The sequence below is a fragment of the Scytonema sp. NUACC21 genome (assembly GCF_054684315.1).
In genome coordinates this window covers 71,905-86,364 of sequence record NZ_BAAFZH010000085.1, presented here as the reverse complement: position 1 = coordinate 86,364, position 14,460 = coordinate 71,905, and the positions used below count along the sequence as shown (strand labels likewise).

The window sequence follows — 14,460 nt, the reverse complement described above, 5'->3', positions numbered from 1 at the left end:
CTGTATTGATGTTCTATTATTGACTAACTCATAAAAATGGCTGCTATGCTTCCTTTTGCTTTCTATCTAACTTTACATAAAAAGCTCAACAAATCTTTGCAATGATAATATTTATTGAAGCAAGAAGTGGCTAAATTACCAAGAAAATTTCAGAAATTGACCTCATAAGAGGCAATTTATATCTTCTTCATACTTTCTTTTTAATTTTTAGAAGAAAAATTCATCATAACTAAATAATATACTTAAGTGTATAAAAAAGTTTTTTGTATAATGAGGGTTATGAAATTCAGAAAAACCAACAAAAACACAGACAAATCTAACAAAAATCAAAAAATAAAAATCCTGATTTTTGGGAGTTCAAAAATCTCAAAAAGAAAACCCTACAACAATGACTGAATGATTTGAAATTAAATAATATTTGGTAAATTTAGGCGCTGGGCTTTGATGGTCATTTTGATCTCAGTCTATCCAACGTAACCTTCCTTTTTTGTTATTACCATGGGAGGTCAAATTGCAGAGAAGGTGCGATCGAAATCGAAAACGTTCAAAAAGACGAGCTATTTATTGCCCCAGCCATAGTTGCTATCTGGATAGCATGAGTCAGAAATATCAGCTATACGCAGATTCCTCCAGTCAATTAGAAGCGAGGGGTATAAGTCGGCGGAATGCCCTGCTACTGGTAGCAAACCAGACAGCAGTCCCTCTAGATGGAGAATGGATAGAAGCTTTCTGGTGTCAGCAGTGCGAACAAACAAAGTGGTATCACGTTCGCAAGGGCGAGAACCGTACTTATGAAATTTCACTAGCACCGCCAGAACTTTGGCAGCAAGCAACAGGAGTCATTTTTCCTGAGGGAAACCCTTCAGTAGGAGAGTTTACCCGCAGACAAGCACGTTTTTTTAGTTACAAGAACATTAAAGATTATAAGTTTATGAGTTGAGCCATTAAGACAACAATAATTTATGCGTAATCAAGAGATTGCCTCTAAACAAAAACTAGTGATTGAGGCGGGACGCACGGAACGCCAGTATTGGCAAGACCTGTGGCGCTATCAAGAACTTTTTTATTTTCTTGCTTGGCGCGATATTCTAGTGCGCTACAAGCAAACCGCAATTGGTCTTGCTTGGGCACTCATTCGACCTTTTTTGACGATGGTCGTCTTTACTTTCGTGTTTGGAAATTTAGCAAAATTACCCTCTGAAGGTGTACCGTATCCTATTCTGGTTTTTTCTGCCATGTTGCCCTGGCAGTTTTTTGCCAATGCTTTAGGTGAGTGCAGTAACAGTCTGATTAGCAACGCCAACCTCATCTCTAAAGTCTATTTTCCACGTCTGATTGTGCCTATTAGCGCGGTCATAGTTAGCTTTGTAGACTTTATGGTTTCTGGCATGATTCTACTTGGGCTCATGGCGTGGTACAACTTTGTACCAGATTGGCGAATTTTAACGCTACCGTTGTTTATCTTAATCGCATTTGCAGCGGCAATTGGAGCAGGGCTGTGGTTAGCAGCACTGAATGTTGAATACCGAGATTTCCGTTACATTGTACCGTTTATTGTCCAGTTTGGACTGTACATATCGCCAGTGGGCTTTAGTAGCAGCATTGTTCCACAACAATGGCGATTACTGTATTCTTTAAACCCAATGGTGAGTGCGATCGATGGCTTTCGTTGGGCGATTTTAGGTGGAGATACGACACTGTACTTGCCTGGGTTCGCCTTATCTGTAGGGTTGGTTGCCCTTTTACTGGTTACTGGAATTTGGTACTTCCGCAAGATGGAGCGGACGTTTGCTGACGTCATTTAATAAGGAGTAAAGCGGATGTCTGATACAGTCATTAGTGTCAAAAATCTAGGGAAAAAATATATCATCAGTCACCAGGAGGGAAATTCCGGTCGCTATCGCTACAAATCTCTACGTGATGCGATCGCGACTGGAGCCAAATCTCTCACTAAGGGATTGCTCAAACCATCTCAAAAAAAAGCATCCTATCCACATCGTGAAGAGTTTTGGGCATTGAGAGATGTTGGTTTTGAGATTTCACAAGGTGAAGCCATTGGAGTTATCGGACGCAATGGGGCGGGGAAATCAACACTCTTAAAAGTTTTAAGCAGAATTACAGAACCAACCAAAGGAAGCATCACCATTCAAGGGCGGGTAGCAAGTTTACTGGAAGTAGGGACAGGATTTCACCCAGAACTCACAGGGCGAGAGAATATTTACCTCAATGGTTCGGTTTTGGGAATGAGCAAAGCCGAGATTGAAAAGAAATTTGATGAAATTGTGGCTTCGTAATAACGTTTGATTTGCTCATACTTAGTTTGACCTACCCCATATTCGCGAATGCGATCTAAGCGAGTATGATACTGTTGAATTAAAGCAGCAAAAATAATATCTAAACCCAAATGAGGCTTTTGAGAGCGAATAGCTGAGATAAAGGCTGTAAAAGGTTCAGCTTGTGCAGTTCGCTTAAACGAACTTCCCCAAATTTTCCCTTCAGCAGCCACTTGAGCCGCTTCTTTAAGATATTGGGTTAATAGTGAGTTTTCATCAGGCATAAGGTTCTCCAATAGAGTATTTAATGGTTCCCGAATTCGGTTCCAAATTACACTTAAATTTGGTTCATCTTGCTCTCGCAAAGCCCATCGTAAAAGTACGTAATAAAGTTCAATTGGTCTTGCACAAGCACGGGCTAAATCATACAGGCAATCATCTACTTTCTGAATATTGGCAACAGATATGGCGAGTTTTCCTATGCATTGCAGGCTTTCGAGAATTCTTTCAGCGCTGATAATATCTGTGTTTTTTTGCGATTCTTCATCCTTACATCGACAATAATGTCCATTTCTTAAAAGAGGGGTAAGCGCTGCTGGTATTCCTTCCACCCGTCCAAAAATCCTACTTTCAGCACTATCATGCGATATTTCTACTTCCAAATTTCCACCGAGAGAGAAAGGAAATCCAAACTCTGAGGATAAAGACATCTCTAAAGCCAAACGTAGGGATTTGAGTAAAGCTAAAGAAGCATTTGCATCACCCCAAACCAACGGAAGAATAACTGTTGTATGAACAAAGTCTCGACGTTTAGGAAAAGCAAACCCGACAACTTTGTTAGGTTTAAAGTCTAGAGAATTTTCTCGATAAAGTTGGAGTTCATCAACTGTGACAGTGCCACCTTCAGCATTAGTAGCAGCAAGCCTTTCTAAGTATTCCCGCCAAAATCTCAACAGTTCTGGGCTTGAACCTTTAGGCAATGCAAAGTGTAAATACAGCGGGTCTTGTTTTTTGATAGCAGGAAAGTTTGCTCCAACTGTCATCAATTGGTATGCTAATGCTGCAATTGAATCTGCTTGTCTTTTTGGTTCTGCACTGATTCCACCAGGCAAGCGGTTAGAAAAAGCCTGTACCTTTGTACCGGGAGGCATAGCATCAGAAATCAGCTCGTCAATATCATTGGAAGTAAAACCTAGAGAACACCTCTGTCTGGGATTAGCTTCCACATAAGCATCTAATTCCTTTAGTCCATCAAATTTAGATGAAATAGGTAAATTTAGCATTCGATTGACAACAGAAACCATTTCTTCTGATATTCCTGTTACTTGTGATGCTTGTGTACTTTCTTTTCTCAGTTGAAAAGACTCTCGTAACGCCTCCTTAATACCTTCGATACCTTTGACTACTGCCTTTGCTGCAAACAAAGGTCGTCCGTATTGTCCGTTAAATGCTTCTAATACTGGACGTTGTTGTTCAGAAATGCCTACATGATGAGCAATTTTGTCCCAAACTTCTTTTGGGTTTAATCCGACTTCCCGATAGCTGAGGTATGCAGCTTTCAATCCTTCAGATATTGCGAACTCTTCTGCATCACTTACAGGTAATAACCCCAGTTCAGATGCCTTCTTTATAGCTTCAGAACCAGCAGTATCACCCCACTTTGTTATATCTTTTGCAACTTTATCTGCTTTATAACCCGCTTTTTTCTTTTCTAAAAGTGCTTCTACATTGACCAATACCTCTTCAATATTTTGTTGAATCGCTTGTTGAGCAACTTTGATTCCATCTTTAGTGGGTCTGACTAGTCGTTCAATATTATTTCCAAAAACTTCGTCAATCTTCCTTTGCCAAATACCAGCTATTTCGGTTGCTAAATCTACCTCTGGTATCGCTGCTCCCTCAAAAAGTTCACCATCAGGGAAAATAGCAAGAGGAAACAAGCGGTATTTTCTCAAAACCTCTTCACACGCGCCTAGTAAAAGTGCAGTAATATAACCTCTGTCCTCTGACAAGCTTACTCTGAAAAGGTTGCTAGAACGGTCAAATGCAACTGTCAATTCATTTTGAACTTTGCGAAAACGTTCTGCATCAGGAATTCCGAGATCAAATAAATCAGCAGCCGTTATCATCGCCGCCCAACGTTCAATGTTGGGATCTTCTGGTAAAAACCTCGCGCCATCGGTGACATTATGCCCGGAATGCCGTTCAATCAGCCGTCTGGCTAACTCAAAATCTTCTTCATTTGAGACGAAACCCAGTACACCTGCAAGTTCAAACTGTTGTTGTAAAAAGTTCCTGTCTCTAGCCAAGGTTTTCACCTTGCGTTCTTGTGGGTCTAATTTATTTAAATCGTGAACTGCAGTTGCTGCTAACAGCACAGGTCGTTTGTCTTCTGGAACTTCAGCGATCCGGCTAACGGTCAACATGAACTGACAAGCAGAATCTAAGTGTTCTGCAAGAGTAGTTCCTTTCCTAACACCATACTGATGATGAGTCCCCAATCGTTCGTAGAATAGGGGGCGAATTTCACTAAAATAACGTTCTTCCAATGTTTTCGGAGGACCATTCAAAAGCCGAGTGCGCTTAGGCATATCAAAGATAATGGAATTCAAAATTGAGTCTATGTTACAAAGCAAGTTATTGAGACTGTTAATTACACTGATGTTTCACTGCTATGAAAGTTTTATTCAGTGTTCACTTAATGATGTGCGATCTGACTGCAAAGTTGTAAGTCAGGTACATCCGCAATGAGAAATGATTTCCTCAACAATAATCTCGCCGCACTTGCTCGCTACTAGATTTATAATTACATCTACGACTATCGCACAAAATTTTTGCGAGTGCAAGTACATTTGTAGAGAATGCCTAGAAAAAAAGACACGATTACACTGTCAATTCCACCCGGAACCAAGGAAAAGTTGGAGGAAATTGCTCGCAGCCTCAAAATCCTATGGGGCAAAGAACCAAGTATTTCTGGCTTAATAGTGGCGATCGCAGAACAATCCCTTGAAGTGGGACAGCCCTTTCGCCTGAACTCAAACCAGGTTAATGCTTTGCAACAGGCTATAAAAGTTTTAAACGATGCGGGTCGTATTGGGGAAGCCCAAACTGTACTTGCGCTTTTACTAGAGCGAGGTAATCTTGAACCTCCCCTGCGTCAATCCTTAATGAAACAAATTAGCCAATCTACTCAAGGATGGCGGCGTCAGATTGAGGAATGGATGAAAACGCAACAGCCTTTCTACATTCTCTATCGTAATTCTCAAGGACTAGAACTGGAATATACTATACGTCATGCAGAACCTCGCTCTTTTGATAATCGCTTTTATCTTCTCGTCTGGTGTGAAGAAACACAAGATGTTGAAAAAGATATTCCTGAGCTACCAGAACTATGGCACAACCGTTGTTTAACCTACGACGGCATCAAATCTGCTGTACCTATCAACGGCAATTGGCGAGGACAGCTAGATTATTTAAAAGTGTACTTACACTTTCGAGGTTGGATGAAAAAAAGCTATAAACCCAAAGATGATGATGTTGATGATAAACTCATTGGAGATGTGCGCCAAGTCGTGCGACGCGTCGCCAACGAGTTTTGGCTTATTAGGGAAATTGCTCGTTACTGGGATGAGTGCGAGATTGTCGCGCCTGATAGTATGCGCGATCGCCTTAAGCGCAAGCTCCGCACTCTCTACCAGTTATATGAGATTGATACCGATGCTTGATAGTATCACCCAGTTCAAAATAAATGTCTGGGCTTAGCATATTAACTGTAAACAGCATCTTAATCTGGTGGGTAAAAAAAATCTCTTTCATTTTGTAGCTCCTCATTCCTACATACTAGGTGTCTGAGATAGGGAATTTCAGCCTCCAAAAGTTGGACTGAATCCTGAAACTCTTGAAGTTGGGTTTCATAGATACTCAACTTCTTGTCAAATTTTGCAAGTGTCCGCAAAATTTCTTCATTCTGTTTCTCTAGATTACTAATGCCGTTGTCATTGTCTGTGAGCCGATAGTCCTGGATGACATTCTGACGCCGCTCTGCTTTGATTGAATCAACTATCTGGAGTTGAAGCATCTGGAGTTGAAGCATTAATACCTGACGGCAGATTACTTCTAAATCAGTCTTCTGATTCAGCATTGAAAGTTTCCTATTTTAGGTTACGAGTTACTAATAGTTATGGTATTATTACTAGTAACCCCAAAAGTATTATATAAGGTTGCCTTTCTTTCTGCTAGTATTTCTAAGAGGGCAAGCTCTCTGGAACTAATCAGTGAGTATGAATCCCTATTAGGGATTGAAACACGAGCTACTCAATAGTGTTGACGCCCTCTTTCTTGTCTTATGAGCAAGATAAGTGAATCCCTATCAGGGATAAAAACCTCAAGTAATTATGTCTCTCTTGTTTCCCTTTCAGTCCAGTTAGTAGCTCTTGATCTGTATGGACTTTTGATAGTTGTCAAAACTGAATGGTTAAGAAACTTTTCCACTAGTGCAACGCGGCAAAAATAAGTAATAGCTCTTTGTAGTAGTGCTGAACGCGGATTATTGTGTAAAAAGTTACACTTAATCATGGTTAGTTATCTACCCTAGCCTGCACTAATCTGCTAGAGCGCCAATACAGTAGTCAAAATGGGAACAAAAAATACATTTTCTCTCTGCTGTAATCCTTGATTTTTCGTGAATGTAGAGACTAGCCATGCTTGGTCTCTACAAAAAATTGGATTTTTTATGATTTCTACACCGATGCTCTAGATTATCGGAGTATTTAGCACAAGTTTACAGAGTATGAGTATGATGATGTAAGGTTTTATCTTCGCTTACACCCCTTTGTCCAGCTTTAACTTTATACATCTGCTTCCTTGGTTGTACCTAAAGGAATTTCAACAAAAACATCCCGTGACATTTCTGCTCCATAGGCAATACAAGCCAGCACGTCTTCTGCTCAATACTCGGATATTCCTCAAGAATTGCTTCAATAGTTTCGCCACCAGCCAGGAGATCGAGAATCAGAGAAACTGGGATGCGATGTCCGCGAATATGAGGTTTGCCAAAACAAATATTCGGGTCGATGGAAATTCTTGATAGCAAATTATCTTTGGTCATAGTATTCCCCATCCTTCTGGTTAATTCGGTAAGTATTGCGGTATAAAAAATTACTAAATGGTATCAAACCAATTTCTGCAACCATTGGTTGCAGTTTTTCATTTTGGCTGTAAGTAGAAAATTGATTCCTCAGAATTCAAGCAACTGTGAAAAGTAAGCTCTACATTAACTGTTCTTGCAGCGCAATCTACAGTTTAGAAAGCTGATTAATGGTGGGCAGTGCCCACCCTACTTTGATTAGAAGGTGCTATTTTTCATTTTTTATCATTTATCCTTCATCCTTCTTTAGGTGGGCAGTGCCCACCCTACTTTGATTGGAAGGTGCTATTTTTCATCCTTTATCCTTTATCCTTCATCCTTCTTTAGGTGGGCAGTGCCCACCCTACTTTTATTAAGGTGGGCTACTTTTCATCGTTCATCCTTTATCCTTCATCCTTTTTTACCCATATCTCCCTTGTGTAGGATAGCGGAAAAAAGTTAGGACGCTAAAATTTTATATGCAAACCTTATGTCGATAACTATATCCAGCTAAAATATAGCTGTTTTTCTGATGTGTAGATTAGTTGGCTACCTTGGTAATAGCATCCGATTGGATGAGTTACTGTACAAGCAAGAGCATTCGCTCTACAACCAAAGTTACAACGCTCTGGAATTAAACTCAGGAGTCGTTTGTGCAGATGGGGTTGGTGTAGGTTGGTACGATGATACGGGTAAATCATTTATTTATCGGAACACTATCCCGATGTGGAACGATTCAAATCTCAAAGAGTTGAGCCATTACGTACAATCTTCTTGTGCTGTGGGGTATGTCCGACTGGCTGGAATGGGGGAACCCCTCGATATTAGCAACTGTCAGCCATTCCGCAGTGACAAGCTGTTGTTTGTGCATAATGGTGAAATCGCAAACTTTCCACAAACGCTTTACAGACCGATACGTGAGAGTCTTTCTGATTCTACATACCGCCTCATTAAAGGTATGACTGACTCGGAACACATCTTCGCCCTGCTGGTGGAAATGTGGCAGTCGTCTCCAGACAGTACTCTGTTGTCTGCCTTACGTGCCACACTCCAAAAGTTGACAGACTTGGCTAAAAAATACGATACCCGTTTTAGTGCCAATGTCATTGTCAGTGATGGTCAATCTCTGGCGGCGAGTCGCTATGCCTACCGCATGGAAGCCCCTACTCTTTATTGGTCTTGTAATGATGTACACCACCCAACTCAAGTGATTGTTGCTTCTGAGCCTTTATCTGACCAAAATTGGACTGCCTTTGCCGACCACAATACGCTATTTGTTGAAGCGGAGTCATTGCAGGCAAGGACTAGCAGAATCGCCATCGCCTGTTAATTGCTAGGTTGTCTCTAGAACAAGTGATATCTTTGAATGCATTTTGGTATCAGGGCGCACTACTCTTCTGACCACTTCAGATTTTCGGATTATTTATTTCAGGGGAATTCTTAAGACAAACCATAATTGTCACGTAACAAGACCTTTTAGGTTAATATTCTCTTTTGGAAGTTAAATACTTTGCTGGTTAACCACGTACTAACTATCCTAGTACGTGGTTTTTATTTACGGGCAAGTTAGGAAATCAAGAAAAATCAGCACGATCGCTGGATTAGAGCTAGTGCAAGAGTTTTACCTCATGAGATAGCAAGCCTTTGTCCTCAGTTCAGAATTTACTATTCAAGTCAGAATTTCGCCCTCTTTTCCTGTTAAATTTATTTGGTAACCACTGGGGATTTTTTAATAAAATTTAACCTGCTCTTCTCCAGAACCAATCATTCTGTTTGTGGACAGGCAACACGGGTTTTGTATTTTGAAATACATCAAAGACTACAAAGCAGGTTTGATGGCGATTTTGTGAAAACAATAATCAACGCTATGAATTTGAGGTAGAATGGTGTAAGTAAAGCCCGCTAAGCGGGCCAGCCAGTGGATACAAAAACAATTTAAAAACTACCAAACAAACCTGAGGATTTTCTGAGGTTTAATTGCTATTGCTGCACAACTTCAACAACAGCGTGCAGAACGGAAAATTGCTCGTTGGAACTCATACAGGCGGTCTGTGGTGCCCAAATATATCTATTTCATGCTCTTTAGCGTCTTCCATCTCATTTACATAGCCACACCTAGCATTGGGAAAGGAATCACAGTAGGCTACGTAAGGTTTAATGTCTAGTATGGGCGTTTTGTCAAGTAAATCAATCCCCTCCACGTGCAAAACCAAACCTTCTATTTTGATCAGTTTGGGTGCGCTGATTCCAATAGGGTTGGGACGATGGGGGGCGCGAGTTGCTAATGTGCCCCGTCGCACCCGTGGACCACGGGGAAGTATCACAGTTGGGTTCCAATGCTTGTTCAGGTGCAACCATGCAATCACCCAAATACGCTCAAATCCATCCATGTCTTTAAGTGCGATCGCTGGCACAATATCACCAAAGATCTCGATTTGCGCGATCGCAGGCTTGTAATATGGCGGTGCATATTGAAGTTGGGATTGACGCGGTGTCCCGTGACGCTCTTTGTAGGGAGAATGCACTACACCAATGGGGCGTAAAGTGATTCCATCGGGAAAGGTTACAGCTTGAACGTAGTCCTTAGGAGGCAGTTTGGGCATGAAGTGAGTCGATCTCGTGACATTTTGTGCTTCTAGGAGTGCAATATCGCACTCTTTGGAATTTTTAACATACTACTAGTTTAATTCTTCTGGAACCTCCTCAATGCGATCGCGATAAGCCGATTACAATATTAATCCTTTAGATAGATGTTTTTCCCAAAACCCGCTTTTATATTCGTTAGTAGTAAATATATCTACACTCACTGGAGATGAGTTTTTCGGTTCGGTTGACCATTGCTGCATAATTTACTGCAAGTGAGGTGACAGTCGATTGCAGATGTCAGGGGAGGATATTCTACCTCAATCTGAAATCCAGTCCAATCTATAGGGCTTTTGACTGCTGAATCGGATATATTATGAAAATTGCACAAATTGCCCCCTTGTGGGAACAAGTTCCGCCTACCACCTATGGAGGCACAGAGCTAGTTGTGAGTCGTTTGACCGATGAATTGGTACGTAGAGGTCACGATGTCACGTTATTCGCATCGGGTGATTCCCAAACCCTAGCTCGATTAGAAGCCTGTAGCCCCCGTGCATTGCGCTTGGATACAAGCATACAAGAACCCGTAATGTACGAGATTTTACACGCTAGCCAAGCTTACCAACGTGCTGCAGAATTTGATATTATCCACTCCCACATAGGAGTTTGGTCGTTGCCTTGGGCTAGTACGGTGTCAACACCAACAGTGCATACCCTGCATGGTATCTTCACTCGCGACAACAGCAAAGTATTTAGACAGTACCACACGCAACCATACATTAGCATTAGTGATGCCCAACGTCTGCTAAACCTCAATTACGCTGCCACTGTTTACAACGGTATCAACGTCTCTGCGTTTCCATTTTTTGCAAAACCCCAAGAACCACCCTATCTGGCATTTTTAGGACGCTTCTCCCCAGAAAAAGGACCTCAACACGCCATTAATATTGCTAAGCAAGCAGGCTGGCGCTTAAAGATGGCTGGTAAGGTGGATGTTGTAGACAAGAAGTTTTTTGAACAAGAAATTGCTCCCCACATTGATGGTAAGCAAATAGAATTTTTGGGCGAAGTTAATCACGCTCAAAAAGCCGAACTTTTGGGGAATGCAGCGATTACTCTGTTCCCCATCACGTGGTGTGAACCTTTTGGGTTGGTGATGGCTGAATCTATGGCGACCGGGACACCAGTTATAGCCATGAATATGGGTTCTGTATCGGAGGTCATTGCTCACGGACAGACAGGTATCGTGTGCCAAAGCTATGAAGAAATGGCGGCGATGATACCTAAAGCCTTGGAACTCGATCGCCAAAAGTGCCGAGAACACGTGGAAAACAAATTTAGTGTTACCCAGATGGTAGATGGATACGAGGCAGTTTATGAGAAAATCGTCGGGGAACGCAACTTTAGGAGTTGGTTCAATTCTGCTCTCAGAACCTCTTTGGAATCAATTACAGCTTTTAGGCGTTAGTTAGCAGCTTTTTTATGACTGTCATTCGTCATTAGTCATTGGTCATTTGTATTGAGTAGTCGATAAAACGTAGTAAATCGTAGTAATTACCCGTTTTTCATCGTTCACTTTTTGTACTCCTCTGTAGTCGTCATAAGTAGCAAGCGGATTCTAGACCCAACCACCTAGATGACGTAGTTCAGTAGGAATAGTTAGGCAGCCTACCCTGGCCTAATGTGTTCATCGTGGTCGAAGCTGACCTTTCAAGGATGAACACACACCTCTCAAATGACTTTGTCTGAGGCTTTGGGCAGATCGTCAAAAAATAGTAGTCTATGATACAGTTTTCCCTTGAATTCAAAGAAGTTGCTCGTTTTTGAGCAGTCATAAAGAAAACTAATGAATCAGTCTCCAGAATCAACCATTACTAGAACAGCGATTCAGTAATCGGAATCATGACAAAAAACCAAGTTTTGTTGGGTTGCAACAAGGAATGTTTGGTTATCAAAGACGTTAAAACAGGGTTGATTAGTCTTTTGTTCTATTAATGAATTGGTGTTCTAGTCGTATTACCAAATCGTGCTAAAACAAATTAAATCCTGGTCAATCGTAGTAAAACTGTGTGTTTCGTTCTTTATCACACCCACTTAATTCAGAGTAATATATCTTCTGGAAAAACTCCAGTTCTCAAGATGGATGAGGTTTAACAGGATTTTCATAGTAGATACCTCATTTCTCACTATAGGAGGGGAATAGTTTAAAGAAAGCAGCTATGCTGTTGTGCTGAAAACAATTAGATAAAAATTTAGACAAAATCTAGTTGAAAACTACGGGTGGGGAATTTTTGCTCAGTTTTACGCATACACTGATTATCAAATTGTGTTTCCTTTTCTTATTCCTTTTTCTGCTATCTGAACCCTGACAATTTTTCTTCCCTTGATTCCCCACCCACAACAAGGCTTCGCCTTGAAATGGGTGCGTTATCAACATCACTGCCTTGTGTTTAACACTATAAGTTCTTTTCTAGTTCTTTGAACACTTTCATGTTCATATAAAAAGCAGCTTTGGCTTCTTCTATAATGCAATTGGTCATTGCGTCATCAAGGGGTAATTCATTTAACCTTTGACGATAAGCGGCTTTAAACTGCTTTTTGTTAGGAATTTCAGGAAAGTCGTAAAAAGCAATACCTTGCCCATTTGAAAGCTTCATCGCTCTTGCGGCAATACCTTTAATAATCTGTCCACCAGACAAATCGCCGAAATAGCGAGTATACATATGAGAAATTAATAGTACTGGCTGAAAATTGGATATTTCCCGAATCCGTTTTACGTAAGCTTCACCAGTAGGCAAAAGCTTTATTTGCTCCTGCCATTGAGATCCATAGTAATATTTCAAGTCTTCTTCCAAGTTACGCTTGCGATTCAACTCCCTAAAGTAGACCTTTGATAAAATTGGGTGCTGCTGATGCCGCTCTACTTCCTCTTCCAAAGCTGAATAGACGAAGTAGAGGTTGGCAACAAGCTTGCGGTATGAAGTTAGCTGAACCACACATTTTAGAACACATTTAGCAAAATCAACATGTTCTCCTATGGTGTAGATCTTTTTTGCTCCTTCATGCAGTTTAATTGCTAAATTGCTACTCATGCTAAATTTCTCAACTTTACTAGTTAACTCCCGTCAGCTGAATTGCGAAGGAGTTTAAAAATCGGCGTTGCATAAATTAGGGATGAGTTGTAGTTAGGATATATGCCCTACATTTAGGTAACTTAACGGGCAGTGCTACAAGTTTAAAATCATCCTCAAATCAGCAAGGTTGAACTAACACATTGCCGCAGGTGTTATAAAGTTTAGTTTGCTAGTACACTGAAGCTTTGACAAGACAACATAATAAAGTTAAAGGAAAATATAATTTTGGACTGCAAATTCTGCCAGTTCTTGTTCAGGCTTTAGATCGTCTGTTCAAGAACCTAAAAACATAAATTTTTTAAGATTTTCTTCAAGTTTAGCTTAATCGGTCAGAAGCCCCAGGTCTCCCGTAGGGGAGCGTGGGATGAATGACCGATTAACTCCTAAGAAACACATTTCAAAACCCTTATGTATCGAGGCTTCCGGAAAATTGTGTTTCTTTCATATTTCACGGGAGCGTTCGCCGCGCCTGTCAGAGGCTCAGATCTTGCACCTGTCTAGTTGACACTCCCTGGGCTTTAGCCGCAGGGATTCTACATTCAACGTCAGAACTTGCTCAACCAGGGTCTCCCCCTTCGGGTTCGCCAGCTAAGAGCGGAGGGAGACCCTCCTTCAGGACTGGTCTCACCAAGCAGAGATTCCGCAAGAGCGCTCAGAAAACTGTCAATAGACTAACAAAAACTCTCTGTTAGCGGTCTCCCTTACCTTTGAAAAATAGTGCGACAATGCTGCTTTCCGCACTATTTAGATTAAAAAATACTAGGATAAGAAAGCAGGGGGGCTTCGGGGCTTCGGAGCAGAGGAGCAGGGGGGCAGAGGTGCAGGGGGGCTTCGGGGCTTCGGAGCAGGGGGGCTTCGGGGCTTCGGGGCTTCGGGGCTTCGGGGCTTCGGAGCAGGGGGGCAGAGGAGTGAAGGAGATGGAAAGAATAGATATGGAAAGAGTTGCAATCAAAAATCATAAAGATTTAAGAGTTTATCAAATGGCTTTCGATGCCGCAATGAAAATATTTGAGGTGTCTAAAAGATTTCCTTCAGAAGAACGATATTCTTTGACAGACCAAATTCGTCGCTCATCACGCTCTGTTTGTGCTAATTTAGCTGAAGCTTGGCGTAAGCGTCGATATGAAGCGGCTTTCGTTGCCAAGCTCAATGATTGCGAAGCAGAGGCAGCTGAAACCCAAACATGGATTGAGTTTGCCGTTAAATGCAACTACATGGATGTTGAAATTGGTAGAGAACTTTATGGAGTTTACAACCAAGTTCTCGGTAGTCTAGTCAATATGATTAACAACCCAACACCTTGGCTAATGATGAAAAATTAGACATCTTCACTCCCCATCTCCCC

The 14,460-nt window shown here is 41.3% G+C and carries 9 protein-coding genes and 3 pseudogenes; 7 read left to right on the top strand and 5 right to left on the bottom strand.

What is annotated here, in order from left to right; all coding sequences use genetic code 11:
• Positions 1-511 precede the first annotated feature (511 nt).
• The 3 genes and pseudogenes from ACYRY3_RS20820 to ACYRY3_RS20810 all read left to right on the top strand — a co-directional run.
• Positions 512-940: a hypothetical protein gene (locus tag ACYRY3_RS20820; protein WP_460203524.1), complete on the top strand. Its 429-nt coding sequence runs from the start codon at positions 512-514 to the stop codon at positions 938-940.
• A gap of 22 nt (positions 941-962) precedes the next feature.
• Entirely contained in the window at positions 963-1,805 is an 843-nt protein-coding gene (locus ACYRY3_RS20815; protein WP_460203523.1) for an ABC transporter permease, read from the top strand.
• A 15-nt stretch (positions 1,806-1,820) separates the two neighbouring features.
• Positions 1,821-2,288, top strand: a pseudogene (locus tag ACYRY3_RS20810) (ABC transporter ATP-binding protein); the annotation flags it as partial.
• Here ACYRY3_RS20810 and ACYRY3_RS20805 read toward each other — a convergent pair.
• On the bottom strand, positions 2,219-4,864 hold the full coding sequence (locus ACYRY3_RS20805) for a CRISPR-associated protein Csc3 (RefSeq protein WP_460203522.1): 2,646 nt from the start codon (positions 4,862-4,864) through the stop codon (positions 2,219-2,221). The pseudogene ACYRY3_RS20810 and the gene ACYRY3_RS20805 overlap by 70 nt on opposite strands.
• A gap of 270 nt (positions 4,865-5,134) precedes the next feature.
• Here ACYRY3_RS20805 and ACYRY3_RS20800 point away from each other — a divergent pair, with 270 nt between their 5' ends.
• Positions 5,135-5,998 carry a WCX domain-containing protein gene (locus tag ACYRY3_RS20800; RefSeq protein WP_460203521.1) on the top strand — a complete coding sequence of 288 codons (864 nt, stop codon included), beginning with the start codon at positions 5,135-5,137 and terminating at the stop codon, positions 5,996-5,998.
• Between the two features lie 59 nt (positions 5,999-6,057).
• Here the strand turns inward: ACYRY3_RS20800 and ACYRY3_RS20795 are convergent, their stop codons facing one another.
• Both ACYRY3_RS20795 and ACYRY3_RS20790 read right to left on the bottom strand, forming a co-directional pair.
• A complete protein-coding gene (locus ACYRY3_RS20795) occupies positions 6,058-6,414 on the bottom strand; it encodes a hypothetical protein (protein WP_460203520.1) in 357 nt (118 codons plus the stop codon).
• 706 nt (positions 6,415-7,120) lie between these two features.
• Positions 7,121-7,380 (bottom strand): annotated as a pseudogene (locus tag ACYRY3_RS20790) (DUF433 domain-containing protein).
• Positions 7,381-7,930: 550 nt separating this feature from the next.
• On the opposite strand from ACYRY3_RS20790, the gene egtC reads away from it, so the two are divergent.
• Positions 7,931-8,728 (top strand): ergothioneine biosynthesis protein EgtC, encoded by a 798-nt coding sequence (gene egtC, locus ACYRY3_RS20785; RefSeq protein ID WP_460203519.1) that lies wholly within the window; start codon positions 7,931-7,933, stop codon positions 8,726-8,728.
• Positions 8,729-9,434: 706 nt separating this feature from the next.
• Here egtC and tsaA read toward each other — a convergent pair.
• Entirely contained in the window at positions 9,435-10,001 is a 567-nt protein-coding gene (tsaA, locus tag ACYRY3_RS20780) for a tRNA (N6-threonylcarbamoyladenosine(37)-N6)-methyltransferase TrmO (protein WP_460203517.1), read from the bottom strand.
• Positions 10,002-10,357: 356 nt separating this feature from the next.
• Between tsaA and ACYRY3_RS20775 the strand changes: the two genes are divergently transcribed.
• Entirely contained in the window at positions 10,358-11,449 is a 1,092-nt protein-coding gene (locus tag ACYRY3_RS20775) for a glycosyltransferase family 4 protein (protein ID WP_460203516.1), read from the top strand.
• 991 nt (positions 11,450-12,440) lie between these two features.
• Here the strand turns inward: ACYRY3_RS20775 and ACYRY3_RS20770 are convergent.
• Positions 12,441-13,073 (bottom strand): annotated as a pseudogene (locus ACYRY3_RS20770) (biliverdin-producing heme oxygenase); the annotation flags it as partial.
• A 974-nt stretch (positions 13,074-14,047) separates the two neighbouring features.
• Here ACYRY3_RS20770 and ACYRY3_RS20765 point away from each other — a divergent pair.
• Positions 14,048-14,437, top strand: a complete 390-nt coding sequence (locus ACYRY3_RS20765; RefSeq protein WP_460203572.1) for a four helix bundle protein — start codon at positions 14,048-14,050, stop codon at positions 14,435-14,437.
• The last annotated feature ends 23 nt before the right edge of the window (positions 14,438-14,460 follow it).

Excerpts from the sequence above, each read along its gene's own strand:
- ACYRY3_RS20805 (WP_460203522.1), bottom strand. The coding sequence starts at position 4,864 with ATGCCTAAGCGCACTCGGCTTTTGAATGGTCCTCCGAAAACATTGGAA.
- egtC (WP_460203519.1), top strand. The coding sequence starts at position 7,931 with ATGTGTAGATTAGTTGGCTACCTTGGTAATAGCATCCGATTGGATGAG.
- tsaA (WP_460203517.1), bottom strand. The coding sequence starts at position 10,001 with ATGCCCAAACTGCCTCCTAAGGACTACGTTCAAGCTGTAACCTTTCCC.
- ACYRY3_RS20775 (WP_460203516.1), top strand. The coding sequence starts at position 10,358 with ATGAAAATTGCACAAATTGCCCCCTTGTGGGAACAAGTTCCGCCTACC.
- ACYRY3_RS20815 (WP_460203523.1), top strand. The coding sequence starts at position 963 with ATGCGTAATCAAGAGATTGCCTCTAAACAAAAACTAGTGATTGAGGCG.
- ACYRY3_RS20795 (WP_460203520.1), bottom strand. The coding sequence starts at position 6,414 with ATGCTGAATCAGAAGACTGATTTAGAAGTAATCTGCCGTCAGGTATTA.
- ACYRY3_RS20765 (WP_460203572.1), top strand. The coding sequence starts at position 14,048 with ATGGAAAGAGTTGCAATCAAAAATCATAAAGATTTAAGAGTTTATCAA.
- ACYRY3_RS20800 (WP_460203521.1), top strand. The coding sequence starts at position 5,135 with ATGCCTAGAAAAAAAGACACGATTACACTGTCAATTCCACCCGGAACC.